Annotated in this window: 23 protein-coding genes and 4 tRNA genes; 8 read left to right on the plus strand and 19 right to left on the minus strand. The window is 59.3% G+C overall.

Features of this window, described 5'->3' with window-relative positions; translation table 11 throughout:
• Positions 1–46: 46 nt before the first annotated feature.
• From rpoB to SIAM614_RS17295, 11 genes are all read right to left on the minus strand, one after another.
• Entirely contained in the window at positions 47–4,186 is a 4,140-nt protein-coding gene (gene rpoB / locus SIAM614_RS17245; RefSeq protein WP_006936463.1) for a DNA-directed RNA polymerase subunit beta, read from the minus strand.
• Between the two features lie 289 nt (positions 4,187–4,475).
• Positions 4,476–4,853 (minus strand): 50S ribosomal protein L7/L12, encoded by a 378-nt coding sequence (gene rplL, locus SIAM614_RS17250; protein ID WP_006936464.1) that lies wholly within the window; start codon positions 4,851–4,853, stop codon positions 4,476–4,478.
• 60 nt (positions 4,854–4,913) lie between these two features.
• Positions 4,914–5,432 (minus strand): 50S ribosomal protein L10, encoded by a 519-nt coding sequence (gene rplJ, locus SIAM614_RS17255; RefSeq protein ID WP_006936466.1) that lies wholly within the window; start codon positions 5,430–5,432, stop codon positions 4,914–4,916.
• 324 nt (positions 5,433–5,756) lie between these two features.
• Positions 5,757–6,455 carry a 50S ribosomal protein L1 gene (gene rplA / locus SIAM614_RS17260; RefSeq protein ID WP_006936467.1) on the minus strand — a complete coding sequence of 233 codons (699 nt, stop codon included), beginning with the start codon at positions 6,453–6,455 and terminating at the stop codon, positions 5,757–5,759.
• Positions 6,456–6,459: 4 nt separating this feature from the next.
• Entirely contained in the window at positions 6,460–6,888 is a 429-nt protein-coding gene (gene rplK, locus SIAM614_RS17265) for a 50S ribosomal protein L11 (RefSeq protein WP_006936468.1), read from the minus strand.
• A gap of 177 nt (positions 6,889–7,065) precedes the next feature.
• Complete coding sequence (gene nusG / locus SIAM614_RS17270; protein ID WP_006936469.1) at positions 7,066–7,596, minus strand: transcription termination/antitermination protein NusG; 531 nt, start codon at positions 7,594–7,596, stop codon at positions 7,066–7,068.
• 66 nt (positions 7,597–7,662) lie between these two features.
• Positions 7,663–7,860 carry a preprotein translocase subunit SecE gene (gene secE / locus SIAM614_RS17275; RefSeq protein WP_006936470.1) on the minus strand — a complete coding sequence of 66 codons (198 nt, stop codon included), beginning with the start codon at positions 7,858–7,860 and terminating at the stop codon, positions 7,663–7,665.
• Positions 7,861–7,963: 103 nt separating this feature from the next.
• Positions 7,964–8,039 (minus strand) — tRNA-Trp (locus SIAM614_RS17280).
• Between the two features lie 108 nt (positions 8,040–8,147).
• Positions 8,148–9,338: an elongation factor Tu gene (tuf, locus tag SIAM614_RS17285; protein ID WP_006936456.1), complete on the minus strand. Its 1,191-nt coding sequence runs from the start codon at positions 9,336–9,338 to the stop codon at positions 8,148–8,150.
• A gap of 170 nt (positions 9,339–9,508) precedes the next feature.
• Positions 9,509–9,582 (minus strand) — tRNA-Gly (locus tag SIAM614_RS17290).
• Between the two features lie 22 nt (positions 9,583–9,604).
• Positions 9,605–9,689 (minus strand) — tRNA-Tyr (locus SIAM614_RS17295).
• A 402-nt stretch (positions 9,690–10,091) separates the two neighbouring features.
• Between SIAM614_RS17295 and SIAM614_RS17300 the strand changes: the two genes are divergently transcribed.
• From SIAM614_RS17300 to SIAM614_RS17315, 4 genes are all read left to right on the plus strand, one after another.
• Positions 10,092–10,610 (plus strand): MarR family winged helix-turn-helix transcriptional regulator, encoded by a 519-nt coding sequence (locus tag SIAM614_RS17300; RefSeq protein ID WP_208984018.1) that lies wholly within the window; start codon positions 10,092–10,094, stop codon positions 10,608–10,610.
• Between the two features lie 22 nt (positions 10,611–10,632).
• Entirely contained in the window at positions 10,633–11,136 is a 504-nt protein-coding gene (locus SIAM614_RS17305) for a PaaI family thioesterase (RefSeq protein ID WP_006936473.1), read from the plus strand.
• Between the two features lie 72 nt (positions 11,137–11,208).
• Entirely contained in the window at positions 11,209–12,024 is an 816-nt protein-coding gene (locus SIAM614_RS17310) for a TrmH family RNA methyltransferase (protein WP_006936474.1), read from the plus strand.
• 568 nt (positions 12,025–12,592) lie between these two features.
• Positions 12,593–12,668, plus strand: a tRNA-Thr gene (locus tag SIAM614_RS17315).
• A gap of 63 nt (positions 12,669–12,731) precedes the next feature.
• On the opposite strand, the gene SIAM614_RS17320 is transcribed toward SIAM614_RS17315, so the two are convergent.
• The 8 genes from SIAM614_RS17320 to SIAM614_RS17355 form a co-directional block, all read right to left on the minus strand.
• On the minus strand, positions 12,732–13,676 hold the full coding sequence (locus tag SIAM614_RS17320; RefSeq protein WP_006936477.1) for a glycosyltransferase family 2 protein: 945 nt from the start codon (positions 13,674–13,676) through the stop codon (positions 12,732–12,734).
• A gap of 32 nt (positions 13,677–13,708) precedes the next feature.
• The gene (locus SIAM614_RS17325; protein ID WP_006936478.1) at positions 13,709–14,944 is read right to left on the minus strand and encodes an FAD-dependent oxidoreductase; all 1,236 of its coding nucleotides are present in this window, start codon (positions 14,942–14,944) and stop codon (positions 13,709–13,711) included.
• Positions 14,945–15,046: 102 nt separating this feature from the next.
• Entirely contained in the window at positions 15,047–15,316 is a 270-nt protein-coding gene (locus SIAM614_RS17330) for a hypothetical protein (protein ID WP_040440494.1), read from the minus strand.
• Positions 15,317–15,381: 65 nt separating this feature from the next.
• Complete coding sequence (gene cyoD / locus SIAM614_RS17335) at positions 15,382–15,687, minus strand: cytochrome o ubiquinol oxidase subunit IV (RefSeq protein WP_006936484.1); 306 nt, start codon at positions 15,685–15,687, stop codon at positions 15,382–15,384.
• A 9-nt stretch (positions 15,688–15,696) separates the two neighbouring features.
• Positions 15,697–16,290 carry a cytochrome o ubiquinol oxidase subunit III gene (gene cyoC / locus SIAM614_RS17340; RefSeq protein WP_006936486.1) on the minus strand — a complete coding sequence of 198 codons (594 nt, stop codon included), beginning with the start codon at positions 16,288–16,290 and terminating at the stop codon, positions 15,697–15,699.
• An 11-nt stretch (positions 16,291–16,301) separates the two neighbouring features.
• Positions 16,302–18,341: a cytochrome o ubiquinol oxidase subunit I gene (gene cyoB, locus SIAM614_RS17345; RefSeq protein ID WP_006936488.1), complete on the minus strand. Its 2,040-nt coding sequence runs from the start codon at positions 18,339–18,341 to the stop codon at positions 16,302–16,304.
• Entirely contained in the window at positions 18,341–19,273 is a 933-nt protein-coding gene (cyoA, locus tag SIAM614_RS17350) for a ubiquinol oxidase subunit II (protein WP_006936491.1), read from the minus strand. The genes cyoB and cyoA overlap by 1 nt, the downstream gene beginning before the upstream one ends.
• Before the next feature lie 157 nt (positions 19,274–19,430).
• The gene (locus SIAM614_RS17355) at positions 19,431–20,672 is read right to left on the minus strand and encodes a Zn-dependent hydrolase (RefSeq protein ID WP_006936492.1); all 1,242 of its coding nucleotides are present in this window, start codon (positions 20,670–20,672) and stop codon (positions 19,431–19,433) included.
• A 146-nt stretch (positions 20,673–20,818) separates the two neighbouring features.
• Here SIAM614_RS17355 and SIAM614_RS17360 point away from each other — a divergent pair, with 146 nt between their 5' ends.
• From SIAM614_RS17360 to SIAM614_RS17375, 4 genes are all read left to right on the plus strand, one after another.
• The gene (locus tag SIAM614_RS17360) at positions 20,819–22,378 is read left to right on the plus strand and encodes an ABC transporter substrate-binding protein (protein WP_040440528.1); all 1,560 of its coding nucleotides are present in this window, start codon (positions 20,819–20,821) and stop codon (positions 22,376–22,378) included.
• 292 nt (positions 22,379–22,670) lie between these two features.
• Complete coding sequence (locus SIAM614_RS17365; protein ID WP_006936496.1) at positions 22,671–23,615, plus strand: ABC transporter permease; 945 nt, start codon at positions 22,671–22,673, stop codon at positions 23,613–23,615.
• Positions 23,615–25,552 (plus strand): dipeptide/oligopeptide/nickel ABC transporter permease/ATP-binding protein, encoded by a 1,938-nt coding sequence (locus SIAM614_RS17370; protein WP_006936498.1) that lies wholly within the window; start codon positions 23,615–23,617, stop codon positions 25,550–25,552. The genes SIAM614_RS17365 and SIAM614_RS17370 overlap by 1 nt, the downstream gene beginning before the upstream one ends.
• On the plus strand, positions 25,549–26,556 hold the full coding sequence (locus SIAM614_RS17375) for an ABC transporter ATP-binding protein (protein ID WP_006936500.1): 1,008 nt from the start codon (positions 25,549–25,551) through the stop codon (positions 26,554–26,556). The genes SIAM614_RS17370 and SIAM614_RS17375 overlap by 4 nt, the downstream gene beginning before the upstream one ends.
• Positions 26,557–26,568: the final 12 nt, after the last annotated feature.

Genomic DNA, 26,568 nt, shown 5'->3' on the forward strand with positions numbered 1-26,568 from the left:
CTCCCCGCAACCGGCATTCCAAGTCATTTGTGGTCCGTTGGCGGGGTTATTCTGCGGCGTCCGCAGTTTCTTCCTCGCCGATCACGGGGACATCGGTTCGTTGCAGTTCAACGTTGAGACCCAGGGACCGCATTTCCTTCACAAGCACGTTGAAGCTTTCCGGAATGCCTGCCTCGAAGGTGTCGTCGCCACGAACGATGGCCTCATAGACCTTCGTACGGCCGGCAACGTCATCCGACTTGACGGTGAGCATTTCCTGCAGCGTGTAGGCCGCACCGTAAGCTTCAAGCGCCCAGACCTCCATTTCCCCGAAGCGCTGGCCACCGAACTGTGCCTTGCCACCGAGCGGCTGCTGGGTGACGAGCGAGTACGGGCCAATCGAACGGGCATGGATCTTGTCGTCGACCAGGTGGTGGAGCTTCAGCATGTAGATGTAGCCCACGGTCACCTTGCGGTCGAACTCTTCACCGGTCCGGCCATCGTACAGAACGGACTGGCCGCTCGGATCGTAGCCGGCGATGTTGAGCGCCTCGACGACATCGGGTTCACGAGCACCGTCGAAGACCGGCGTCGCGATGCTGACGCCTTTCTTCAGCTGCTCTGCCAGGCGTACGATACCTTCGTCATCGTATTCCTTGACGTTGTCGCCCTTCATGTTGTCGCCGTAGATCTCGACAATCTTGCCGCGCAGCTGCTCGATCTCGCCCGACTTCCTGTACTCATCGTACATTTCGCCGATCCGGTTACCCATGCCGCGGCAGGCCCAACCCAGGTGGGTTTCAAGGATCTGACCGACGTTCATGCGCGACGGAACGCCGAGCGGGTTGAGCACGATATCGACATGCGTGCCGTCTTCCAGGAACGGCATGTCTTCGCACGGGTTGATCTTGGAGACCACGCCCTTGTTGCCGTGACGGCCGGCCATCTTGTCGCCCGGCTGAAGCTTGCGTTTCACGGCAACGAAGACCTTGACCATCTTCATGACGCCCGGCGGCAGTTCGTCACCGCGCTGCAGTTTCTCGACCTTGTCGATGAAACGCTGCTCGAGACGCTTGCGGCTGTCGTCATACTGACCGCGCAGAGCTTCGATCTCGGACATGAACTTCTCGTCTTCGGTGGCAAACTGCCACCACTGCGAGCGCGGGAAGTCGTTGAGTACGTCCCCGGTCAGTACCGTGTCCTTCTTGAAGCCCTTCGGGCCGGCAATGGCGGTCTTGTCCATCAGCATCTCGGCCAGACGGCCATAGACGTTGCGGTCGAGGATCGCCTGTTCGTCATCGCGGTCTTTTGCAAGACGCTCGATTTCCTCACGCTCGATCGCCATCGCGCGTTCGTCTTTTTCAACACCGTGGCGGTTGAAGACGCGCACTTCGACAACGGTACCCGAAACCCCCGGCGGCAGGCGCAGGGAGGTGTCGCGAACGTCGGACGCCTTTTCGCCGAAGATGGCGCGCAGAAGCTTTTCTTCCGGCGTCATCGGGCTTTCGCCCTTCGGCGTGATCTTGCCGACCAGAATATCGCCCGGGTTCAGTTCGGCACCGATGTAGACGATACCGGCTTCATCGAGGTTCTTCAGAGCTTCTTCCGAAACGTTCGGAATGTCGCGCGTGATTTCTTCCGGTCCAAGCTTGGTGTCACGGGCCATCACTTCGAATTCCTCGAGGTGAATGGAGGTGAACACGTCGTCGGAGACGATCCGTTCAGACAGGAGGATGGAATCCTCGAAGTTGTAGCCGTTCCAGGGCATGAACGCGACGAGCACGTTCCGGCCAAGCGCCAGATCGCCAAGATCGGTCGACGGACCGTCGGCAATGATGTCGCCCTTGTGGATCCGGTCACCGACACGCACCAGCGGACGCTGGTTGATGCAGGTGTTCTGGTTGGACCGCTGGAACTTCTGCAGACGGTAGATGTCGACGCCGGACTTGCCCGGATCGAGGTCTTCGGTCGCGCGGATAACGATACGGGTCGCATCCACCTGATCGACGATGCCTGCGCGGCGGGCACCGATGGCAGCGCCGGAATCGCGGGCCACGATCGGCTCCATGCCGGTACCGACGAACGGTGCCTCGGCACGAACCAGCGGAACAGCCTGACGCTGCATGTTCGAGCCCATCAGAGCGCGGTTGGCGTCATCGTTCTCAAGGAACGGAATGAGCGCGGCCGCGACGGACACGAGCTGCTTCGGCGACACGTCCATGAGGTCGACCTTGTCGGACGGAACCATCATGTTTTCACCGGCGTGACGGCAGGTGATCAGCTCTTCCGTGAACCGGCCTTCGTCGTCATAGACGGCGTTTGACTGGGCCACGTAGTGCTTGGCTTCTTCCATGGCGGAAAGATAGACGACTTCGTTGGTAACGGTGCCGTCTTTCACCTTGCGGTACGGGCTTTCGATGAAGCCGTACTTGTTCACACGGGCGAAGGTCGCCAGGGAGTTGATCAGACCGATGTTCGGGCCTTCCGGCGTTTCAATCGGGCAGATACGGCCATAGTGCGTCGGGTGAACGTCGCGGACTTCGAAGCCTGCGCGTTCACGGGTCAGACCGCCCGGTCCAAGAGCCGACAGGCGGCGCTTGTGGGTGACTTCCGACAGCGGGTTGGTCTGGTCCATGAACTGCGAGAGCTGCGAGGAACCGAAGAACTCACGAACGGCAGCGGCAGCCGGCTTCGCGTTGATCAGATCCTGCGGCATGACCGTGTCGATTTCGACGGAGCTCATGCGTTCCTTGATCGCGCGTTCCATACGCAGAAGACCGACGCGGTACTGATTTTCCATCAGCTCGCCGACAGAACGAACACGGCGGTTGCCGAGGTTGTCGATGTCGTCGATTTCGCCCTTGCCGTCACGCAGTTCCAGAAGAACCCGGATGACTTCAAGAATGTCGTCCTTGCGCAGCGTGCGGACTGTGTCGGCACACTCCACGTCGAGACGCATGTTCATCTTCACGCGGCCAACGGCGGACAGATCGTAGCGTTCTTCATCGAAGAACAGCGACTGGAACATCGCTTCGGCAGTGTCGATGGTGGGCGGCTCGCCCGGACGCATCACGCGGTAGATGTCGAACAGCGCATCCTCACGGGATTCGTTCTTGTCGACCGACAGCGTGTTACGGATGTACGGACCGGTGTTGACGTGGTCGATGTCGAGCATCGTCAGGTCGTGGTACCCGCGGTCGACCAGCTCTTCCAGCAGCTTGCCGGAAATCTCGTCGCCTGCCTCGGCGTAGATCTCGCCGCTCTTCATGTCGACGATGTCTTCTGCCAGATACTGGCCGTGAAGGTCTTCGTCGGTCACTTTCAGAGCAGTGACGCCCTTTTCCTCGAGCTGCTTGATGGTGCGCTGGGTGATCTTGCGACCACCTTCGATCACCACTTCACCGCTGTCGGCGTCGATCAGGTCGTAGGACGCCTTGGTGCCCTTCAGCCGGGCGCCATCGAACGGCATGCGCCAGGAGCCATCCTTCTGACGGGTGTAATCGATGCGTTTGTAGAACGTGTTGAGGATTTCCTCGCCATCGAGGCCAAGCGCCATCAGCAGGGACGTAACCGGGATCTTGCGGCGACGGTCGATACGCGCATGCACGATGTCCTTGGCGTCGAACTCGATGTCGAGCCAGGAACCGCGATACGGGATCACACGTGCTGCGAACAGCAGCTTGCCGGAAGAATGGGTCTTGCCCTTGTCATGGTCGAAGAACACACCGGGAGAACGGTGCATCTGGGAAACGATGACGCGCTCGGTGCCGTTGACGATGAAGGTGCCGTTGTCGGTCATGAACGGCATGTCGCCCATGTAGACATCCTGTTCCTTGATGTCTTTGACGGACTTCGCACCGGTGTCTTCATCAACGTCGAATACGATCAGGCGCAGGGTGACCTTCAGCGGTGCTGCAAAGGTCATGTCGCGCTGGCGGCACTCGTCGACGTCGTATTTTGGAGCTTCAAATTCGTAGGAAACAAATTCCAGAAGGGAAGTGCCCGCAAAATCGGAGATCGGAAATACGGACTGGAAGACCGCTTCAAGGCCTTCATTCTTGCGGCCACCGCCCGGCATCTCATCGACCTGCAGAAACTGGTCATAGGATGCTTTTTGAACCTCGATGAGATTAGGCATAGCCGCGACATCGCGGATCGATCCGAAATATTTACGGACCTTTTTGCGACCGTTGAACGTTTGGGTCATTGTCGCTCCTCGTATCGGCCGGGTAACGGCTTCCCGAAACGCCCCTTTTCCAATCGGGCGAGCGCCCGGGCGCTTCGGAAAACCGTCCCCCCTGGATCAACCTGCTTCAGGTGCCCTCACCTGAAACCAGACAAGTTGACCGGTCTTAGGGGCCTAGAACATCTTGGTCTGCCGTCTTGCGAAAGCAGGATGCCCTAGTGGTACGTTTGCCCCGGAAACGGGAAAATCCCGCCGGGGCTAGTAACGGTCCCGGTTACCCGGGACCGTTCGAAAGGCCGTAAGGCCTTTATTACTTCAGCTCGACAGATGCGCCAGCTTCTTCGAGCTTCTTCTTCAGCTCTTCTGCTTCGTCTTTGCCAACGCCTTCCTTGACCGGCTTCGGAGCGCCTTCGACGAGCTCCTTAGCTTCTTTCAGGCCAAGACCGGTGATTGCGCGGACTTCCTTGATGACGTTGATTTTCTTGTCGCCGGCAGAAGCCAGGATCACGTCAAATTCGGTCTTTTCTTCAGCAGCAGCCGCATCGCCACCACCAGCAGCAACGGCAGCAACTGCGACCGGAGCAGCAGCAGAAACGCCCCACTTTTCTTCCAGAAGCTTGCTGAGTTCAGCAGCTTCCATAACGGTCAGTGCGGACAGTTCGTCAACGAGCTTTTCGAGATCAGCCATTTTTCAGTACCTTAAGTTCGAACCAGTTTTGGTTACGTGAGACAGTGTGTTTTGGACGCCTTATGCGGCCTCGTCCTTCTTGGCGTAAGCGCCGAAGACGCGGGCAAGCTGCCCGGCCGGAGCGTTGACAACCTGTGCAATCCGGGAAGCCGGAGTCTGGATCATGCCAACCAGTTTCGCACGCAGCTCATCGAGCGACGGCATGGTTGCCAGAGACTTGACCCCATCCGGGTTCAGGTTGGTCGAGCCAAGAGCACCACCAAGGATTTCAAACTTATCGTTTGCCTTGGCGAAATCGACGGCTGCTTTCGGAGCGGCTACCGGATCGTCGGAATGGACGATAACGGTCGGGCCCTGAAACAGGTCGGAGATGTGCTCAAGGTCGGTGCCTTGAAGGGCGAGTTTGACAAGGCGGTTTTTTGCGACTTTTACAGTGCCGCCGGCTTCGCGCACGGATGCCCGCAATGCGGTCATCTGAGCTACCGAAAGGCCTGCATAGTGCGCGACGACGACAACACCGGTGTTACCCAGCTCGGCGTTGAGGGCCGACACGAACTCGTGCTTTTCCGCTCTTTCCACTTGCCTTCTCCATTTGGCGGCTGTGACGCCGCCGGTTTACCTTGCCGCCTGGCGGTTGGTCCCGAACCCGGAACCGCCTCTCCTGGCGACGCTCAGGGTCCTGTCCCCTCACCTGCGCGCCCTCAGGCGCCCGGCAAGGTCTGGTTCGAACCAAGTTTTCCACCGGATCGGTGGTAAAATCGGTTCTCACCCATCTATGCAGGCCTTGTTCGGCTTAAGCCGGTTTCCCGGCACCTGCAGTCTCGGACAGGGCAACCCGGCAGCAAGCCGCCGGGTCTATTCGGCCTTTCAGCCGAAATCTCGTATCAATCCGGAAAGCCCGGATTATTCGCCAGCAACAGTGGCGAGGTCGACCTTTACGCCCGGGCCCATCGTGGAGGACACGGCAATGCGCTTCAGGTAGGTGCCTTTTGCGCCGGACGGCTTGGCTTTCTGGACAGCGTCCAGAAGAGCCCTGACGTTCTCGGTGATCGCTTCTTCGGAGAAGGACACCTTGCCGACGCCGGCATGAACGATACCGGCCTTTTCGACGCGGAACTGAACAGCACCACCCTTGGCGTCGTTGACGGCGGACTTCACGTCCGGGGTCACGGTGCCGACTTTCGGGTTCGGCATCAGGCCGCGCGGGCCGAGAACCTTACCGAGACGGCCGACGAGCGGCATCATGTCCGGAGTTGCAATGCAGCGATCGAAGTCGATCTTGCCGCCCTGAACTTCCTGGACCAGCTCTTCCGCACCGACGATGTCTGCGCCGGCTGCCTTGGCTTCCTCGGCCTTGTCGCCACGTGCGAACACGGCAACACGAACGGTCTTGCCGGTGCCGTTCGGCAGGATGCACACGCCGCGGACCATCTGGTCTGCATGGCGCGGGTCAACACCGAGATTGATCGCAACTTCAACGGTTTCGTCGAACTTGGTCTTGGAACGGTCCTTCACGAGACCGATGGCTTCGTTCAGGGAATACAGCTTGTTGCGGTCGATACCTTCACGCGCTGACTTGATACGCTTTCCAACCTTCGCCATGATCTTACTCCGTTACCTCGAGGCCCATGGACCGGGCGGAGCCTTCGACCATCAGCATCGCTGCTTCGACGTCGTTGGCATTCAGGTCCTTCATCTTGGCTTCGGCGATTTCCTTCACCTGAGCCTTGGTCACAGAACCGACCGTGCCACGGCCCGGGGTCTGGGAGCCCTTCTGCAGCTTCGCAGCTTTCTTCAGGAAGAAGCTGACCGGAGCCGTCTTCACTTCGAACGTGAAGGACTTGTCGGAGTAGTAAGTAATCACGGTCGGGCACGGAGCGCCCTTTTCAGCATCCTGCGTAGCGGCATTGAACGCTTTGCAGAATTCCATGATGTTCAGACCACGCTGACCGAGCGCCGGACCAATGGGCGGCGACGGGGTAGCGGAACCTGCCGGTACCTGAAGCTTCAGGAAACCTTCAATTTTTTTCGCCATGTTTCTCTCCAGTCATATACAGCCGGATGGCTCTCCGGCTGCTTGGGAGTTGGTGGTCCGGTCCTTTTGCGGAACCCGGCGAAGAGCTCCAGAACCTTCCACCCTTTCATCCCGGAAACCGCATCCCACCGGACACCGCAACCGGGCTCTCAAGCCACCCCTCGGGGCAGCAAACGATCAGAGCTTGTCGACCTGACCGAATTCCAGTTCCACCGGCGTCGCGCGGCCGAAGATGGACACAGCCACCTTGAGACGTGCACGCTCGTCGTCGACTTCCTCGACAAGGCCGGAGAAGGACGCAAACGGGCCATCGGAAACACGCACCTGCTCGCCAACCTCGAAAGTCACGGACGGCTTCGGCCGGTCAACGCCTTCCTGAACCTGGTTGATGATGCGCATTGCTTCTTTTTCCGGGATCGGCATCGGCTTTTGATCCGCGCCCAGGAACCCGGTTACCTTCGGCGTATCCTTGATCAGGTGAAACGCCTCGTTGGTCATTTCCATCTTCACCAGGACATAACCCGGGAAGAACTTGCGCTCGGCGTCAACCTTGCGGCCACGGCGCACTTCAACGACCTTTTCCATCGGAACGAGAATTTCCTCGAACAGATCGGACAAACCCTTCTGCTCGGCCTTTTCGCGAATGGACTCGGCGACCTTCTTCTCGAAATTGGAGTAGGCGTGCACAATGTACCAGCGCTTGGCCATGGATCTCAGTTCCGTTTCTTGTTCTTTGTCTTCAAACCGGACAATCGCCCGGGCGGCTGCCTGAAATTAACCGCCGACACCCAGAAGATAGCCGATCCCGAAGCCCATCAACTGATCTGCCACGAGAAAAAAGATCGCAGCGATCACGACCATGATGAAGACCATCACGGTGGTTACCGCCGTTTCCTTGCGCGTCGGCCAAGTGACCTTGGACGTTTCCGCACGTACTTCCTGGATGAATTTAAAGGGATTGGTCTTCGCCATTCCGATTCCGGTCTGTTAAATACGAGTGGGCGCGCGAAAAACTTCGCGCGCCTCACTCGAGGAAACTCTTTAAGCCCTCGAGGCTGATTAATCAAGAGCAAATTGGCAGGGGCAGCAGGGTTCGAACCCGCGACCTACGGTTTTGGAGACCGTCGCTCTACCAGCTGAGCTATACCCCTTCAGAAGTCCGCCTGAACGAACTTGCTCCTGATACCCTCTGAAGCCGCACATCGCAAGACTTAAGAGGTGGTCCTGCCGGGCACAAGGCCCGGCAGGCCGATTTCATCTTATTCGATGATGGATGCGACGACGCCGGCGCCGACGGTACGGCCACCTTCGCGGATAGCGAAGCGCAGGCCTTCTTCCATGGCGATCGGCACGATCAGCTCAACCTCGACGGAGACGTTGTCGCCCGGCATCACCATTTCCGTGCCTTCCGGCAGGGACACCACACCGGTCACGTCCGTCGTACGGAAGTAGAACTGCGGGCGGTAGTTGGTGAAGAACGGGGTGTGACGACCACCTTCTTCTTTCGTGAGGATGTAAGCCTCGGCCTTGAACTTCGTGTGCGGGGTAACAGTACCCGGCTTGCAAAGAACCTGGCCACGCTCAACGTCTTCACGTGCGATACCGCGGATCAGAGCGCCGATGTTGTCGCCTGCTTCGCCGCTGTCCAGCAGCTTGCGGAACATTTCAACGCCGGTGACCGTGGTCTTCTGCGTGTCCTTGATGCCGACGATTTCGACTTCTTCGCCAACCTTGACGATGCCGCGTTCAACACGACCGGTCACAACCGTACCACGGCCGGAGATCGAGAAGACGTCTTCGATCGGCATCAGGAACGGAAGGTCCTTCGGACGCTCCGGGGTCGGGATGTAGGCGTCGACCTGAGCCATCAGCTCGCGGATCGCATCGCGGCCGATGGCCGGATCGCGGTTTTCAACGGCTGCCAGCGCAGAACCCTTGACGATCGGAATGTCGTCGCCCGGGAATTCGTAGGAAGACAGCAGTTCGCGGATTTCCATTTCGACGAGCTCGAGAAGCTCTTCGTCGTCGACCTGGTCAACCTTGTTCATGAACACGACCAGAGCCGGAACACCAACCTGGCGAGCCAGGAGGATGTGTTCACGGGTCTGCGGCATCGGGCCGTCAGCGGCAGAACACACCAGGATCGCGCCGTCCATCTGCGCTGCACCGGTGATCATGTTCTTGACGTAGTCGGCGTGACCAGGGCAGTCGACGTGAGCGTAGTGACGGTTTTCCGTCTCATACTCAACGTGGGCCGTGGAGATGGTGATGCCGCGAGCCTTTTCTTCAGGCGCGCCGTCGATTTCGTCGTAAGCTTTTGCAGTCGCACCGCCGGTTTCAGCCAGCGTCATGGTGATTGCTGCGGTCAGCGTCGTCTTGCCGTGGTCAACGTGGCCAATCGTGCCAATGTTAACGTGCGGCTTGTTGCGCTCAAATTTTTCCTTCGCCATCGGCGTCGCTCTCTGTCCAATACTCGGTTCGGTCGAATTAGGTCGAGGCGGGACGCGTTCCGGCGCCTTGGACAGATCCACGAGCGACGAATTGCTTCCCGTTGAACTTCTTGTCAGGATATCCGGGCGAAAGAGCCTTCCGTTCCGGACACTCCGATCAGCACCCATGATGGAGCGGGTGAAGGGAATCGAACCCTCGTCGTCAGCTTGGAAGGCTGCTGCTCTACCATTGAGCTACACCCGCACAACGAGAGAACCAGGAACGATGGTGGAGGAGGTTGGATTCGAACCAACGTAGGCATAGCCAACGGATTTACAGTCCGTCCCCTTTAGCCACTCGGGCACTCCTCCATCTCGTCCTGCTTCACGCCGAAGCGATCAGGATGGCTTACCGAAGAGCCCGCCCGGAAGGGGCGAGCAATCCCGTGGCGCGTGTTATGCAGATAGGGCCCCGCCCTGTCAACGCCGATTTTGCAAAGAAATGAACAAAATCAGCAGGACGCGCGAAACAGACGCTTCGAACGTGAGCGATTGCCAAGGCTGACAGCTTCCCCAGATTGCCGCAGCATGGCCGCGATGTCACGGTTCCCCTGCGTTTTCCTCAAAAACCGGGTTCACTCGGCTCCAGCCTGTGGACAACTTTCGCCGCGGGGCATGATCCGGCGAAGCGCCCTTTTGCAATGTCTGATGGGGCTGGCAGCCCCCTGAAATCCTGGCCGACGCACGCCGCAGCTTGAGGAGATTCTTCTTTTGTTGTATCTACAACAAATGTCATCTTCTCTCAAAGATATCGACTTCCAGCACATGGGCCGAATCTGCCTCGGTCACGCTGCCCGGCGCACCGCCAATCTTCTGACCCGTCATTATAATAGGCATATGGCAGCGCTTGGCCTTGAACTGACCCAGGCCCAGCTTTTGGCTGCCATAGCCGACGGGTCTGCAAGTTCGGCGGCAGAGATCGCCCGTTTTCTCGGCATTGACCGATCCACTCTGGCCCGAAACCTAAAGCCGCTCGAGTCAGCCGGTCTGATTGCCCGCCAAGGCACAGGCGGAAAGAAGGTGCTTCCCGTTCTGACGCCGCTTGGCGAAGCAAAGGTGATCGAAATCCACAGCACGTGGCTCAAAGCACAGGAGGAGCTCAGCACACTGCTCGGCCCCGACGGCGCAGATGCCGTGCGCGCACAGATGTCCACGTTGCGCAAGGCGGTCCACATTCTCGAAAGCCAGGACAAAGAGGCCGCTGACGCTGTCCCTCCATCCTCATCCAACTGATCCCCCACCCAGGACACCTCTCATGAGCGAAATCCCGACCCACACCGAGAACGGCAACACACTTTCTCTTGGTGCATTGCCCAAAGCAGCCTTTGCCACCTTGTCCGGTCTGGACATCTTCGAGAGGATGATGGCAGGCGAATTGCCCGCCCCGCCGATCATGGTTCACTCCAATATAAGAATGAAGGAATTTTCCGAAGGCCGGGCCGTCTTCACAGGTCTGCCGGCGCGCGAATTCCTGAACCCGCTCGGGACAGTGCATGGTGGCTGGATATCGACGCTGATCGATACGGCATTGAGCTGCGCGGTTCACACCACTCTGCAACCGGGCGAATTCTACACGACCACGACGCTTAACGTGAACATGGTCCGCCCGCTGCTTGAAACGAGCGGCGAAGTGATCTGCGAAGGCAGGATCGTTCATCGCGGGTCCCGCCTGGCAACCACCGAGGGCGAACTGCGGGACGCGAACGGCAAGCTGATCGCCCACGGCACCGTAAGCTGCATGATCCTGAAGCCCTCCTGATCCAAGGGAGAAGGAACAGCCGCGCTGTCTTTCCCTCTTTTCCTGAGGGGGAAATCCCGGTAGAGCTGCGCCATGAGTGACGACAAGAAACCTTCGCGCCCAGCCGGCAAGCCGGGCTTTCGCGGCAACAAGAAATTCGGCGGCAAACCGGCGCCACGCCGGCCGGGTCTGCCGCCGGAAGGCCCGGTGCTGCTTTATGGTCTGCACACGGTGGAAGCGGCCTTTGCCAACAAGGATCGCAAGCGGCTGAAACTGTTCGCGACGGACAACGCTCTTCGCCGCCTCGAAGAGCGCGGTGTGAAGATCGACGTCCCTGTCGAATCCATGATGCCCCGTGCCCTGGACAGGATGGTGACCAAGGATGCCGTTCATCAGGGCATGATCCTGGAAGCCGATCCTCTGCCCGCTTATGGCGCGGAGCATCTGAAAGGTGCGCGGCTCGTTCTCGCACTTGACCAGGTCACGGATCCGCACAATGTCGGCGCAATCCTGCGCTCGGCTGTCGCGCTCGATGCCGATGCGGTGGTAACAACCGAACGCCATGCGCCGGAAGAAGGCTCTGTTCTGGCGAAATCCGCTTCCGGTGCACTCGACATGATCAAACATGTCCGGGTGAAGAACATGGCCCGCTTCATTGCCGAGATGAAGGACGAAGGCTTTTCCTGCATTGCCCTCGACAGCGATGGCCCGGCAAGTCTTGAAGAGACACCGTTCAGCGACAAGACCGTTCTGGTGCTTGGGTCGGAAGGCAAAGGTGTGCGTCAGGGTGTGCGCGAAGCCTGCGGGCTGACGGCCCGCCTCGACATGCCCGGCGAGATTCGCTCGCTCAATGTTTCCAACGCCGCTGTTCTCTCACTCTATGTGGCGCGGATGAAGATGGGGTTGTAAGCCCCCTCTCCTTTCCTGCTGTGTGTCTGATGAGCTCGCCCCGCGCAGCGTTTGCTGGGCCATCGACAGTCTTTCTGGCCCGTGCCTCGCTGAATCGGAGGCCGCAAACGATCAGAAATGGAAGCTAGCCTTCCGAGCTCAGGCGGACAACATGTTCCCTCGAAAGAGCGCAGCGACTGCCAGCGGAACCGGCAATCAGCCCGGCCGCACCCCTTCCAAGGGCATAAAACTGCATTCAGCTTCTAAAGCACCATACCAGCGCTTTGCCAGAAGACCCGGAAAAGACTCCAACCTTCAAAAAATACGGCCAATAGCGCCCCGGACTGAAGTGAAGCGTTTGTCTTTTGCATCCCTGCTTCTGGAAAATGCAGAACGGCACGCGGATTCGAGCCCCCACGGTGCTAGGGAGTGAGAATGCAAATCACGCACTTGGAGCCACTCTATCCACAGCAGCCACCGGGTTTTCGAAATAAATTGAGAGGTTTAGGGGATTTTCCGGAATCAGAATCGAAAAATGCAGATCAGGGCATGGACAAGTGCGCCCAATCTGGTAGAAGCCATTCCCGGCGCCGGTATAGCTCAGCTGGTAGAGCACGTGATTTGTAATCTCGGGGTCGCGGGTTCGAATCCTGCTGCCGGCACCATTTTTCCCAAGCCAGTTTGTATTTTACTGCGTAGCTTGCTGCAGCCTCAGCCCGTCGGGTGCTTCAGACCAAGCGGTGCATGTATTTGCGCCACGTGTAGCAGCCGCCCTGCCCTTGCTGCAGTGAACGCCATAGCGCTGTCTTCATCCGTTCTTGCCGCAGATCTTGTTCACTCTGGCTCCAGATCGCGTCGAACGCCCTGCTGACGGCTAATGGTCTCAATCCATTATCTCTGGAAAATGCCCGCTCGCAGGCAAGGTCGCCTATGACTTCGCGCAGTGTCTCATCAACCATGGACCATGCCGCATATATTGCCATCTGTTGGCAATAGCGCAACCAGGCCAGCGCAAGGGTTCTGGCAGGGGTTTCCAGCCAGCCCATGTGGGTGTTGCCGCTGTGGTAGAGTTTCCTGTAGAGCGGCCGGTCGAGATATAGCATTTCTCCCTGGATCGCCTGTCGCATGATCCAGGTACTGTCGGCGAACATATTGTCGAACCGGTTTCCGGGAACGGTCAGATCACGAAGGTTTGCCGGTGTCCGGTTGACCGCACGAAAACTGACGCCCGCATAGCTCATCCTGAACACCTGGCTGATCCGTTCTTCCAGGTCTCCGCTTACGTTTTTGCTGCAGATGATGTGTTCATCCGGCCTGCCAACGGTCTGGATTGCGGTACAGGCGCTTCCAGCCGCAGGTGTCTTTTCCAGAAGATCCACAAGTGCGGCGTAATAGTCCGGCTCAATCGTGTCGTCCTGCGGCAGGATGGCAAAATATGGCGTCTTCACCCTTCTGATCAGCCAGTTGGCGTTTTCCACCCAACCGAGGCGAGTCGGCTGATGGTGGATACGGACATTGGCCATACGACGAAACGGCTCGAAGCTTTCCCGCTCGAATCCGCCGTCATTGGAGATGACAACTCGAAAATCGCGAAATGTCTGGGCCTGGACCGACACAGGCACGCGCTCCAGAAAGTTCTGCGGGCGATAAGCCGGTATGCAGATCGTCAGCATTGACCGTTTGCCTGGCCAGATCGTAGAAAACTTCATGAGGCGATGACTTGATTAACCCGGCTGGCAGGCGCCAGAGCGTTCGCCGCTTCGAGAGCGAACATTGGCGCGGTCGTGTATTTGCCGGTATCGAGGCTGCAATATCCTTCGGCCAAATGACACGGGCCAATCCTGCTCCGCTTATGCAGATCGCTGACGCGATCATCGATGTCGCTTGCGCCTCTCGCATCAATAGTTCCGCCAATCAGCGACGCATTATCTGTCGCAGGGACCTGCAGGAACTGTCCGATCTTCGGATAGTAGGCTGCAAGTGCCGCAACAGAACTGCGAACGATCTCTGCCTTTCGGGATGACGTAAGCTCCGGGGTTGTCAGCAACAGGTCGGGCGTGCTGGCAAGCATCATCGTTGGATACCAGGACAGATAGACCCGGCCACTGCCATAATGCACCACGTCTCCGTATCGCCCCAACATGAGCGTGACATTCGCAAGACCTTCGACAACATCCGGCAACAGCACCGCCATCTTGTAGCGCAAGAACCAGGAGGCATCATCGGCAAAACCGCTGGCATGATCCAGAAAGCGGCGCTGTTCCCAGGCGGCGTTAAGCACTCGGTCGAACGGGCCGTCAGCGCCATGTTCACCAACCACCTGCCAACCGGACCGGCTTGCATTGAAACGGGTCACCCTGTGGTTTGCCCGGAAGTCGATCCGCGGGTGTGACAGCACCGCTGCGCGAAGTGCTGCAGCAATGATGTGGGTGTCAACGGATCGTTCCGGTGTCACGAAGGCAGCTTCGATCTTGCCGGTCTCTGATCCATAAGGATGTGACGTCATGCGACGGAAGGCAGGCAGATCCACCTCGCCGAGATAGTCGGCATTTGGTGCGGCTAGACGCTCTCGGAGGATTTCCTGAACCTGTTTGAAGTGCTGTTCCACAGCACTTGCGGAAAGCTGTGACCCTTCAGGAACGGCATAATCGAATGGCTGCGTTACGGAAGAGGCGAAATGGTCTTCCGACATCCACCGGCACACGATGGACCGGAATAGAAGCGCGCCGTCAATCATGCGCCGGGCAGTCAGTCCCGACGTGTCACCACCATAAACGAACCCGAGGTGTATCTTGCCTTCGTTGACCAGCGAAGCCGCGGCAAGCGGTTCTGCCCCGGCGTCGTAAAGCACGATGCGGCTACCGCGATCCGCAAGTTCCAGAGCTGCGATCGAGCCAGCGATGCCAGCCCCCACAATCGCAATGTCGCGGCAGGATTTCATTCAAGAACGACCGAAATCATGTTTCCCCACACCAGTTCCGGAATGGGTTCTCTTACCCCAGGCTCAGCCGGCCGACCAGATGAAGAGGCACAATATCAGCCGTCATTCCACGTCGCCGATGTATTTAGCCTGATTGATCAGTTCCTGGCATTTCGCCTCGTTGCCCGCGCGCCGTTCCTTGTTTGCTTCTTCGAGCAGTGCGCGCATCTTCTCCGCAACGGTAATGTCGATGCCCTCGCGCTCGGAGTGGACAACGGCGTTTTCGACCTTGTCGATGTCGGCCTGACAGTCAGCCGATGCAGCGGTCATGCCTGTCAGCATGAACCCGGCGGCAAGAATGCTTCCAGCCAGCAAGGTGCGAGTACCTGTCATGTCCTTCTCCTTCCAGTCTGATCGGGTGCCGAACGGCCTGAGCTGCCGCTCACCCCTTTTGACCTTCACTGCATCCGGTGATGGAGATCCATCATGATCCAGAGGCTTCCGCCAACCATGATGAAGATGAGCACTGCGGCAAAGGCCAGGAAAAACAGGTTTTCTGCCGGTGTCGATTTCAGATCGATGTGCAGGAAAAACACCAGATGCACAATCACCTGCAGCACGGCAGCAACGGCGATGACGGCGTAGACCGCACTGCCGGCAAGCAGTCCGCCCCAGACGAGAGCGAAGGGAATGGCTGTCAGCAGGACAGCAAGGACGAACCCTGTAAGATAGGTGGACAGGCTGCGTTCAGCGGAATGGTTCATATGTGCCCCCTATAGAACGCCCGGCAGATACACCGCCGAAAAGATCCCGATCCAGACGATGTCGAGAAAATGCCAGAAAAGCCCGAGCCGCATCAGCCGGGAGCGCACCGGCGCTGTCAATCCCTTGACCAGCACCTGACCGATCATCACCACGATGCCGAGCGACCCGAAAGCCACATGCAGGCCGTGGGTTCCCACGAGCGTAAAGAAAGCAGACAGAAAGCCGCTGACTTCCGGCCCTGCACCTTTTTCGATCATGCCACCAAATTCGCCCATCTCCATCGCCAGAAAGGCAAGACCGAGCAGCAAGGTCACGAAAAGCCACTGGACCACCCGGCCCTTCTGATCGTGCATCAGGGCGATGCTCGCCATCCCGAAGGTCAGGCTGGAGACAAGCAGCAAACCGGTTTCAATTGCAGTCCTGCTGAGGTCGAAGAGGTCATTTGAAGTCGGCCCCGCCGCGGAATTTTCCGCAAGGACCGCATAGGAAGCAAACAGCAATGCGAAAATGACCGCATCGGTCATCAGATAGATCCAGAAGCCGAACTCCCGCGAATGGAGGGCGTGCTTCTGTTCTTCTTCCAGAATGGTAGCAGCAGACATCGGCCCTTCCCCTAAACCGTTCCGGTCAACGGTGCGCCGGAGGCGGCACCGCGCGGCACATAATCGTGCATGTCATGCATGTCGGCCGGTGAAATCTGTGCAAGGCGTTCGCGCTCGATCCGCGCGACTTCCGCGGCCGGCAGCACGAACTCGCTGTTGTCATCCGAGGCGCGGATGCCGACACATACGAGCGAGAGCACGAAGCACAGGGCCACCAGCCACCAGATATACCAGACGAACGCGAAGCCGAGAGCGAAGGCCAGCGCGCCGAGCGCCGGGCCGATCCAGGTGTTTTTCGGCATGACGATGTCTTCGTAATGCTGCGGCGGCTGATAGGCCTGCCCCAGGATCTTCATGTCGTGGAAGGCATCGATGTCGGTCACCTCCGGCAGAACCGCGAAATTATAGGGTGCGGGTGGGGATGACGTCGCCCACTCCAGGGTACGTCCGTTCCACGGGTCACCCGTAATATCCCGGGCGGAACCCCATTTCCTCGCCGACACGTAGAGCTGGATGGCAATGCAGGCGATGCCGCACAGAACGAACAACGCACCAATCGCTGCCACGATGAGATAAGGCTGCCAGGTGGGATCGGCATAATGCTCCATCCGTCGGCTCATGCCTTTGAAGCCGAGCACATAGAGTGGCATGAAGGCGAGATAGAAACCGATGATCCAGCACCAGAAAGACCTGATACCCCACTTGGTGTCGAGCTTGAAACCGAAGGCTTTCGGGAACCAGTAGTTAAGCCCGGCGAAGTAGCCGAACAGGGCACCTGGGATCAGCATGTTATGGAAGTGCGCCACCAGGAAGGTGGAATTGTGCATCAGGTAATCGGCCGGCGGCAGCGCTAGCAGAACCCCGGTCACACCACCGATGACGAAAGTCACCATGAAGCCGATCGTGTAGACCATGGACGGGTGGAACTCGATCCGGCCCTTGTACATGGTGAACAGCCAGTCGAAGATCTTCACGCCTGTCGGCACCGCGATGATCATCGTCGCAATCCCGAAGATTGCGTTGACGTTGGCCGACGATCCCATCGTGAAGAAGTGGTGCAGCCAGACCGTGAAGGACAGAAGCGCGATACAGGCAGTCGCATAGACCAGCGATGTGTAGCCGAACAGCCGCTTGCGCGAGAAGGTGGCCACCACTTCGGAAAAGATGCCGAAGGCCGGCAGGATCAGGATGTAAACCTCCGGATGGCCCCAGATCCACAACAGGTTGGCAAACATCATCATGTTGCCGCCATCGCCGTTGGTGAAGAAATGGAACCCGAGCGTCCGGTCGAGCGTCAACTGCCCTGCAACCACCGTCAATGCCGGAAAGGAAAAGGCAATCAGGATGGAAATGCACAGTGTCGTCCAGGTGAACATCGGCATGCGCATGAAGGTCATGCCCGGACAGCGGTTCTTGACGATTGTGACGATGAAATTGATGCCGGAAAGCGTACTGCCCACCCCGCTGGTGATCAGCGCCCACAGCCAGTAGTCGACCCCGACACCCGGACTGTATTCAACTCCCGAATACGGCGGATATCCCGTCCAGCCGGCTTGAGAGAACTTGCCGACCACAAGCGATATCAGCACCAGAGCCGCACCGGCGGCCGTCATCCAGAGGCTGACGGAATTCAGGAACGGAAAGGCCACATCGCGCGCACCGATCTGTTGCGGCACGATGATGTTGATCAGCCCGGTCAGGAACGGCATCGCCACGAAAAAGATCATGATGGTGCCGTGAGAGGAAAAGATCTGTTCGAAATGCTCTGGCGGCAGGTAGCCTTCCGAATTCAGCGAAAACGCCTGCTGCGCCCGCATCATCAAGGCATCGACAAAACCGCGGACCAGCATCACCAAAGCCAGCACCACATACATGATGCCGATCTTCTTGTGGTCGACGCTGGTCAGCCAGTCGGTCCAGAGCACCTTCCAGGCCCGCAGCCAGGTGATCAGCAGGAAGACGGCAATGCCGCCGCCGACGGTCACCGCCGCTCCGCCCATGGCCACCCAGGAATAGAACGGCAGGGCCTCTACAGTCAGACGTCCCAGCATCAAACAGCCCCCCGGCAGATGAGTTCGGCGGCCTTGCTTTCGTAAGGGCCGACAATCGGCGCGTATTTGCGCAGGATGATTGAAAAGAGATCCGTCTCGAAAGACGAATAGTAACGTACGGGATCGGCAACGCTCTGTTTGTGCAGGTCCACGTAAGCCTTGGCGTCCAGGACATCCGCGGCGCCCGTCACCTTTTCTTTCCAGGCGGCGAAATCCGCTTCACTCATGGCGTGGGCCTTGAAATGCTGGTCGGAAAAGCCGTCACCGGAATACATGGTGTTGCGACCGTTGAAGGTCCCAGGACCATCCGCGATCAGGTTCATTTCGGATCTCATGCCCGCCATGGCGTAGATCTGGCCGCCAAGTGCGGGAATCATAAGCGAATTCATGACGGTGTCGGAGGTGATCTCGATGGTCAGCGGACGGTCTGCCGGAAAGGCAAGTTCATTGACGCTTGCCGTGCCGAGTTCCGGATAAAGGAACAGCCATTTCCAGTCGAGCGCCACGGCCTGCACCTTGAAGGCCGGCTTGTCGGCTGCCAGAGGCTTGTAAGGATCGAGCCGGTGGGTTGCGTCCCAGACGATGGTTCCGATGACCACCACGATCGCGGCAGGAACCAGCCAGACCACGGCTTCGATGCCCCAGGAGCCGTCCCATTCGGGGGCGTAGTCGGCAGTGTTGCGGGTGCGCTTGCGATAGCGCCAGGCAAACAGGAGCGTCAGGAGAATGGCGGGTATCGCCACGATCATCATGATGCCGAATGCCGTGAAAAGCAGATCCCGCTCCGCCAGCGCGATCGGTCCCTTGGGGAAGAGGACCGGAGCATCGGACAGTGCACATCCTTGCAACACCGGAACACTGCATATCAGACCGGCCGTCGCGGCAGACCTCAAGGCAGCGCGGACCCTTTGTCCGGCAATCCGAGCTTCCATGGCACCCCCTTTGGCAAATGGACGGGATTGTCAGTTTCCACGACTTTCAACGGCATGCCGCCGCGAACGATATGCTTTACTTTTGAAAAGCCTAGCCGAGCCCGCCCGGCAATGAAAGAGCGAAAGTTGCAGATGCCGGCAGGCACCAGCAGACGGGTCAGCCGGACAGGTCGATCAACGCCTGCAACATGAGGTTGGCCCCCTGCTCGATATCGGACCACTCGCTGTGCTCTTCCGGGGCATGACTGATGCCGGCCCGGCTGGGGACGAAGATCAGCCCGGAAGGGCAGAAAGACTGCATTGTCTGGGCATCGTGCCCGGCCCCGGAGGGCATGCGCCGCACCGGCAATCCATCCCGTTCGGCCAGGCTGACCAGCGTGTCGGCAAGGTCTGCATCAAGGGCGACCGGCGACAGCCAGCTCCGCTCGCTCTTGCGTAATGTCAGACTGTGCCGGTTGGCAACGATATCTGCACTTTCCAGGAACCGAGATTTCAGTCCGACCATGATCTCTTCAGAGGTATCGCGCAGAATCACCGAAAAGACCGCACGACCCGGTATGGTGTGCGGATGGTTCGGGAAAAGTTCGACATGGCCGATGGTAAAGCGGGTCTGGTCGGTTCCGTGCATATGGATGAGGTCCGGAATCGTTCCGGCAAGCTCTGAAAGGCCTGCAAAGGCATCCGACCGCAAATGCATGGGCGTCGTGCCCGAATGGTTGGCAATGCCGGTCAGCTCCAGTTCCATGTAGCAGACGCCGGAAACCTCCTCGGCGATACCAATCGGCAGGCCCTCGTCTTCCAGCACAGGTCCCTGCTCGATGTGAAGTTCCAGAAAGGCCTTGATCGACCCGGCCGACCGCGCTGCTTTCAGGATATCCATCGGCTCGAGGCCGAGACCGGTCATGGCATCGCGAAGCTGGATCCCGTCGGCATCGACAGCCTGTTCGATCCAGGCCGGCGTAATGGCACCGGCAATGGCCTGAGAGCCGAGCATGCCGCCGAAGCGCCCCTCCTCCTCGGAAGTGGCGGCAACTTCAATCGCCGTTTGCGGCGTAATACCGGCATCCTTCATCGTGCGCACGCATTCCAGCGCGACGCAGGCCCCAAGCGAGCCGTCGAATGCGCCACCATTGACCACGGTGTCGAGATGCGACCCGGCCATGACGCACGGCCCTTCTTCAGGTCCGTACCGCCCGAACAGATTGAGTGCCCCGTCTCGCCAGACCTGCAACCCGTCGGCCTTCATCTGAGCCTCGAACCAGTCCCGGCACTCCAGGTCGACACGGGTGAAGCCCGGCCGTGTGTAACCACCGGTTTCGGGAACATAGCCGAAGCGATTCACTCCGTTGAGAAGCGTTTTAAGGCGCTCCGGATCGATACGGATATCATGCTGCGGCATTCTTGTTTTCCTCTATTTATCAGCGGTTAAGCGTTTTTTCTGTGTCGAAGGCACAACCCTCGAATGAAAATAAATATGAAATAATTATTGCAGCATTGCAATTTATCATGATTAATTATTCGTCAGAAACAACGAGGGGAATGGTCATGAAAAGATTCCTAGCCGCGGCATTCGCCTCGGCCTTCCTCGCCTTTGCACCCCAGGTGCAGGCGCAAACTCCACCGAATATTCTGGTCGTCGGCCAGATCGCGGAACCCAAGTCACTTGACCCGCACGCTGTCACGGCGGTCAACGACTTCCGCATCCTGGTGAACATCTATGACGGCCTTGTGCGGTACAAGGACGGCACGCTGGAAGTCGAACCGTCCCTGGCCGAAAGCTGGACCATTTCGGAAGACGGCAAGACCTACACCTTCAAGCTGCGGGAAGGCGTGAAGTTCCATGACGGCTCGCCGTTCAACGCCGAAGCCGTGAAGTTCAACTTCGATCGCATGTTGAACGAGGAAAACCCCTATCACGACACGGGACCCTTCCCGCTGGCGTTCTTCTTCTCCACCGTTGAGGAAGTTGTTGTCGACGACGAGAACACCGTCACCTTCAACCTCAGCGCCCCATATGCGCCGTTCCTGTCGAACCTTGCCTATCCGACCGGGCTGATCGTCTCGCCCGAAGCCGTCAAGCAATACGGCAAGGATTTCGGTCGTCATCCGTCCGGAACGGGCGCCTACAAGTTTGCCGAGTGGCAAGCCAACGCCAAGGTGGTTGCCGTGCGCAACGACGACTATTGGGATGGCGCGCCTGAGCTGGAAGCGGTGATCTACCGCCCAATCACCGACGCCAACACCCGCATCGCCGAAATGCTCTCCGGTGGGCTGGATGTGATGGTTGAAGTGCCGCCCGACAGCCTGCAGCAGTTCAAGGACGATTCGACCTTCCAGGTGCTGGAACAGGCTGGTCCTCACGTCTGGTTCCTGATCCTGAACGCTCGCGAAGCACCGTTTGATATCAAGGCTGCACGTCAGGCCGCCAACTATGCCATCAACAAGAAGGCGCTGGTGGAAAACATCCTGCAAGGCACCGCCGAGGTTGCCGCCGGCCCGACACCGCCCGCGTTCGCCTGGGCCTACAACGAAAGCCTGGAGCCCTATCCGTATGATCCGGAAAAGGCCAAGGAGCTTCTGAAGGAAGCCGAATACAACGGCGAGGAAATCACCTTCTATGTCACTGAAGGCGGCTCCGGCATGCTCGATCCGATCGCAATGGGCACGGCCATTCAGGCTGATCTCCAGGCCGTCGGCATGAAGGTCAAGATCGAAACCTACGAGTGGAACACCTTCCTCGGCAAGGTAAACCCGGGACTTCAGGGCAAGGCTGCCATGGCGGAAATGGCCTGGATGACGAACGATCCGGACACGCTGCCGTTCCTGGCGCTGCGCACGGAAGCCATGCCGGAACAGGGCGGTTTCAACTCCGGCTACTATTCCAACGCCAAGGTGGACGAACTGCTGGAGAAGGCCCGTGAGGAAACCGATCAGGCTGAACGCGCCAAGCTCTACAAGGAAATGCAGGACATCGTCCATGAAGACGCTCCCTGGGTCTTCGTCGCCAACTGGAAACAGAATGCCGTCACCAAGGCATCGGTCGAAGACTTCAAGCTGCAGCCGTCCTTCTTCCTGATGCTTCAGGATGTGAAGAAGCCTCAGTAACAAAAAAACCTTCCCGGCGGACCGTGAAACGGTCTGCCGGGATTTTCGTATTCGGACCTTTCCGGAATTTCTTGAGTTGCCGGGGCAAGCATACCCCACCAGAAGACCTCATCCTGAGGAGCGCGATTTCGCGCGTCTCGAAGGATGGGCGGCATACTCAGGAGCAAGCGGCCCATCCTTCGAGACAGCGCTTCGCGCTTCCTCAGGATGAGGGTCCAATGATTGGCAAAGCCTGACGTTCTGGATGAAATCCGGATCGGACGGTTGAGCACTCAGAAAGAGGGAGAGACCATTGGCTGCCTATATTGCCAAGCGTCTGCTGGCTGCCATCCCCGTCCTGTTCGGGTTGACGATCATCGTCTTCCTGATCATGGCCATGATCCCGGGGGATCCGGCCACAGCCATTCTGGGCTCCTATGCGACGCCGGAGAACGTTGCCAAACTCAACCGCGACCTCGGCCTCGACAAGACCTTGTTCGAACAATACGTCATCTGGATCGGCAATCTGTTCCAGGGCGATCTCGGTCGGTCCTACACGCTCAACCGCCCGGTGCTGGATGAAGTGATGGAGCGTTTTTCGGCAACGCTCATCCTGGCCGGCACATCGCTGGTCCTGTGCTCGATTTTCGGCCTTCTCGCCGGCATCGTTTCCGCTGTCCGCCAATACGGCTGGGCGGACAAGATCATCACGCTGCTGGTGCTTATCGGTATTTCCACGCCGTCCTTCTGGCTCGGCCTGCTGCTGATCCTGGTCTTTGCCGTCAACCTGCGCCTGTTCCCGGCGTCCGGCATGTATGCGATCTATGGCGGCGGTGACCTGGCGGACCTGATCCATCACCTCACCCTGCCCGCGCTGACACTTTCGGTCGTCGCAACCGGCGTCATCGCCCGTCTGACACGAACCGCCATGCTGGAGGTCTTGCGGCAGGACTATATCCGCACGGCCCGCGCCAAAGGTCTGTCGGAACGCAAGGTCATCTACAAGCACGCCTTCAAGTCCGCACTGGTTGGCGTGGTGCCGGTCATCGGCATCCAGGCAGGCTTTGTCATCGGTGGTGCGGTCTATATCGAAACCGTGTTCCAGTGGCCCGGCATCGGCTCCATGCTGGTGACCGCGATTTCCACCCGCGACCTGCTGCTGGTCCAGGGGGGCGTTCTGGTGGTGGCGGCAGCCTATGTGCTTTTCAATCTGCTCGCGGACGTGGTGCAGACCATTCTAGATCCGAGGTTGCGCTGATGACTGACACGACCATGAGCGCCCCGTCCAGACCGGCGTCCAAGTCCTCGCGTCCAGGGACACTTGCGCTCCTCCTCAACAATACGCTGGCAACCAGCGGCCTTGTCGTTCTGGTGCTGATCTGCCTCATCGCGCTGGCAGCACCAATCCTGCCGCTGGAGGATCCGGACGTCACAGCCCCGGCAAACCGCCTGCTGCCGGTCTTTGCCGAAGGGCATCTGCTTGGCACTGATCATCTGGGCCGAGATATCCTGTCGCGGCTGATCTGGGGCACGCGGGTGTCACTCGCCGTCGGTCTTTCCGCGACGATCATCGCCGCCTTCTTCGGGTCTCTTCTGGGGCTGGTTGCCGGTTACGCGGGCGGGCGAACGGATACGCTGATCATGCGCGGCATCGATATGGTGATGGCGTTTCCCTATATCCTGCTGGCACTGGCCATCGTCGCCGTACTTGGCCCGGGCCTGCTCAACGCGCTTTACGCCATCGCCCTCGTCAACATCCCGTTCTTTGCCCGCAACATCCGCGGCATCACGCTTGGCCTGTCCCGACGGGAATTCGTCGACGCGGCAAGGCTCTCCGGTAAATCGCCGGTGCAGATCCTGTTCCTGGAAATTCTGCCCAATGTTCTGCCTGTCATCGTCATCACCATGTCGACGACCGTCGGCTGGATGATCCTGGAAACTGCAGGCCTCTCCTTCCTCGGCCTTGGCGCGCAGCCACCCCAGGCAGACCTCGGCTCCATGCTGGGCGAAGGCCGCAAGATCCTGTTCACGGCCCCGCACGTGTCGATCATCCCCGGCCTGATGATCTTCGCGCTGGTCATGAGCATCAACCTCTTTGGCGATGGCGTGCGCGATATTCTCGACCCGCGCCTGCGCGCCGGATCGCTGACCCGGCCGGTCTCTCGCACGGCCGTTCACAGGAAGGCTGACGACATTCCCTCACCGTCCGAAAAGGGCGGCGTTCTCGACGTCCGCCAGATGCGCACCGAATTCGAGATCGGCAGTTCCGTCTACAAGGCTGTCGGCGGGGTCGATCTGAACCTGAAAGAGGGCGAATGCCTGGGTATCGTCGGTGAATCCGGTTCCGGCAAATCAGTCACTGCCATGTCGATCATGGGTCTGGTGCCGACACCTCCCGGCCGGATTGCCGGTGGTGCGGCCTATCTCGATGGTGAGGATCTCTTTGCCGCGAGCGACCGGCGCATCCGGGATCTGAGAGGCGGATCGGTCGCCTATGTCTTCCAGGATCCGCTGTCAACGCTGCATCCGCTTTTCACCGTTGGCGACCAGTTGACGGAAGCCATCACAACGCACCGGCCCCTATCCGGCTCGAAGGCGCGCGAAAAGGCGATCGAACTGCTGTCGCTTGTCCGCATTCCGAACGCGAAGGAACGACTGTCCGCCTACCCGCATGAACTTTCCGGCGGTATGCGCCAGAGGGTCTGTATCGCCATGGCGCTGGCCAATGATGCCAAGGTGCTGATTGCGGACGAACCGACCACCGCGCTCGACGTGACCGTGCAGTCGCAGATCCTCACACTGATGAACGGTCTGCGCCGGGAGCGCAACGCCGCGATCTTGTTCATAACGCATGACTTCGGCGTCGTCTCCGCTCTGTGTGACCGGGTTGCGGTCATGTATGCGGGACGGATCGTCGAAACGGGAACGACGGAAGAGGTCCTGGCCAATCCGCGCCACCCCTACACCGCCAAGCTGATCGAATGCGTCCCGGTTCTGGGCGAACCCGAGCGGCGTCTGGATGCAATCGAAGGCCGTCCGCCCGTGGTCAACAATCTGCCGGAAGGCTGCGCCTTTGCGGCCCGGTGCCCGCACGCACAGGCCGCCTGCCGCGCAGGAGAGATTGAGCTTGAAATGTCGTCGGATACCCGAGGTGTCCGGTGTCTCTTTCCGTTGAACTCCGGAGCGGCTGTATGAACGAGATCAGTCAGAAGCCGATGGACCGCGAAGCCCTTTTGACCATTCGGGATGTCGAACGCATTTTCGGCGGTGGCCGGAAGCTCTTTGGTGGGCATCTGCCGGCCGTCCACGCGGTCCAGGGGCTCAGCCTCGACGTGAAGAAAGGCGAGACCCTTGGTGTTGTCGGAGAATCCGGCTGCGGCAAGTCCACCCTCGCCCGTCTCGTCGTCGGTCTCGACCTGCCCACCTCAGGCTCGATCACTTTCAACGGTGAGGATCTGGCCGCGCTTGCGAAAAAGGACCGGAACGCGCTGTCTCGCAAGGTTCAATATGTCTTCCAGGACCCGGTTGCCTCGCTCAATCCGCGCAAGACCATACGCACCATCCTGGAAGCGCCGCTCAAGCACCTGACCGACCTGAATGCGGACCGCCGCGAGGCGCGTCTTGCCGAACTTCTGCAGGCGGTCAATCTGGCGCCGGAGTTCCTGGAGCGCTATCCGCATGAATTTTCCGGCGGTCAGGCGCAGCGGATCGGCATTGCGCGGGCACTTGCGGCAGGTCCGGAGCTGATCGTGCTCGACGAACCGGTGTCCGCGCTCGATGTGTCCGTGCAGGCCCAGGTCTTGAACCTTCTGGACAAGTTGAAGGACGACTTCGGCCTCACCTACATCTTCATCAGCCACGATCTTTCGGTGGTGGAAAGTGTCAGCGACCGGGTGGCGGTGATGTACTTCGGCCGGATGGCCGAGCTTGGCCCCGCCAGGGAGATCTTTCGCCATCCGCTCCATCCCTATACGGATCTGCTGATGCGCTCCGCCCCCGCACCTGGGCGGCACGACCTGATGTCCGAAGACGCTTCGGCCGAACTGCCGGATCCCTACAATCCGCCCAAAGGCTGCGCCTTTGCCGCTCGCTGTGCCCACCGCACCGATATCTGCGTTGCCGGCAAACCGGCACCGGACGAGGCCACCGGCGGCAACGACCACATTGCAGCTTGCTATCACCCCCTCGGGAAGGCATAGGCATCCCGAAAA

The sequence above is a fragment of the Roseibium aggregatum IAM 12614 genome (assembly GCF_000168975.1).
In the GTDB taxonomy this organism is placed as follows: Bacteria; Pseudomonadota; Alphaproteobacteria; order Rhizobiales; family Stappiaceae; genus Roseibium; species Roseibium aggregatum.

Coding starts and splice junctions, on each gene's coding strand:
- rplA (WP_006936467.1), bottom strand. CDS start 6,455: ATGGCGAAGGTTGGAAAGCGTATCAAGTCAGCGCGTGAAGGTATCGAC.
- SIAM614_RS17375 (WP_006936500.1), top strand. CDS start 25,549: ATGAACGAGATCAGTCAGAAGCCGATGGACCGCGAAGCCCTTTTGACC.
- rpoB (WP_006936463.1), bottom strand. CDS start 4,186: ATGACCCAAACGTTCAACGGTCGCAAAAAGGTCCGTAAATATTTCGGA.
- tuf (WP_006936456.1), bottom strand. CDS start 9,338: ATGGCGAAGGAAAAATTTGAGCGCAACAAGCCGCACGTTAACATTGGC.
- SIAM614_RS17325 (WP_006936478.1), bottom strand. CDS start 14,944: ATGAAATCCTGCCGCGACATTGCGATTGTGGGGGCTGGCATCGCTGGC.
- rplL (WP_006936464.1), bottom strand. CDS start 4,853: ATGGCTGATCTCGAAAAGCTCGTTGACGAACTGTCCGCACTGACCGTT.
- rplK (WP_006936468.1), bottom strand. CDS start 6,888: ATGGCGAAAAAAATTGAAGGTTTCCTGAAGCTTCAGGTACCGGCAGGT.
- cyoC (WP_006936486.1), bottom strand. CDS start 16,290: ATGTCTGCTGCTACCATTCTGGAAGAAGAACAGAAGCACGCCCTCCAT.
- SIAM614_RS17305 (WP_006936473.1), top strand. CDS start 10,633: ATGAGCGAAATCCCGACCCACACCGAGAACGGCAACACACTTTCTCTT.
- SIAM614_RS17355 (WP_006936492.1), bottom strand. CDS start 20,672: ATGCCGCAGCATGATATCCGTATCGATCCGGAGCGCCTTAAAACGCTT.
- SIAM614_RS17310 (WP_006936474.1), top strand. CDS start 11,209: ATGAGTGACGACAAGAAACCTTCGCGCCCAGCCGGCAAGCCGGGCTTT.
- cyoB (WP_006936488.1), bottom strand. CDS start 18,341: ATGCTGGGACGTCTGACTGTAGAGGCCCTGCCGTTCTATTCCTGGGTG.
- cyoA (WP_006936491.1), bottom strand. CDS start 19,273: ATGGAAGCTCGGATTGCCGGACAAAGGGTCCGCGCTGCCTTGAGGTCT.
- SIAM614_RS17330 (WP_040440494.1), bottom strand. CDS start 15,316: ATGACAGGTACTCGCACCTTGCTGGCTGGAAGCATTCTTGCCGCCGGG.
- SIAM614_RS17370 (WP_006936498.1), top strand. CDS start 23,615: ATGACTGACACGACCATGAGCGCCCCGTCCAGACCGGCGTCCAAGTCC.
- secE (WP_006936470.1), bottom strand. CDS start 7,860: ATGGCGAAGACCAATCCCTTTAAATTCATCCAGGAAGTACGTGCGGAA.
- nusG (WP_006936469.1), bottom strand. CDS start 7,596: ATGGCCAAGCGCTGGTACATTGTGCACGCCTACTCCAATTTCGAGAAG.
- cyoD (WP_006936484.1), bottom strand. CDS start 15,687: ATGAACCATTCCGCTGAACGCAGCCTGTCCACCTATCTTACAGGGTTC.
- SIAM614_RS17320 (WP_006936477.1), bottom strand. CDS start 13,676: ATGCTGACGATCTGCATACCGGCTTATCGCCCGCAGAACTTTCTGGAG.
- SIAM614_RS17360 (WP_040440528.1), top strand. CDS start 20,819: ATGAAAAGATTCCTAGCCGCGGCATTCGCCTCGGCCTTCCTCGCCTTT.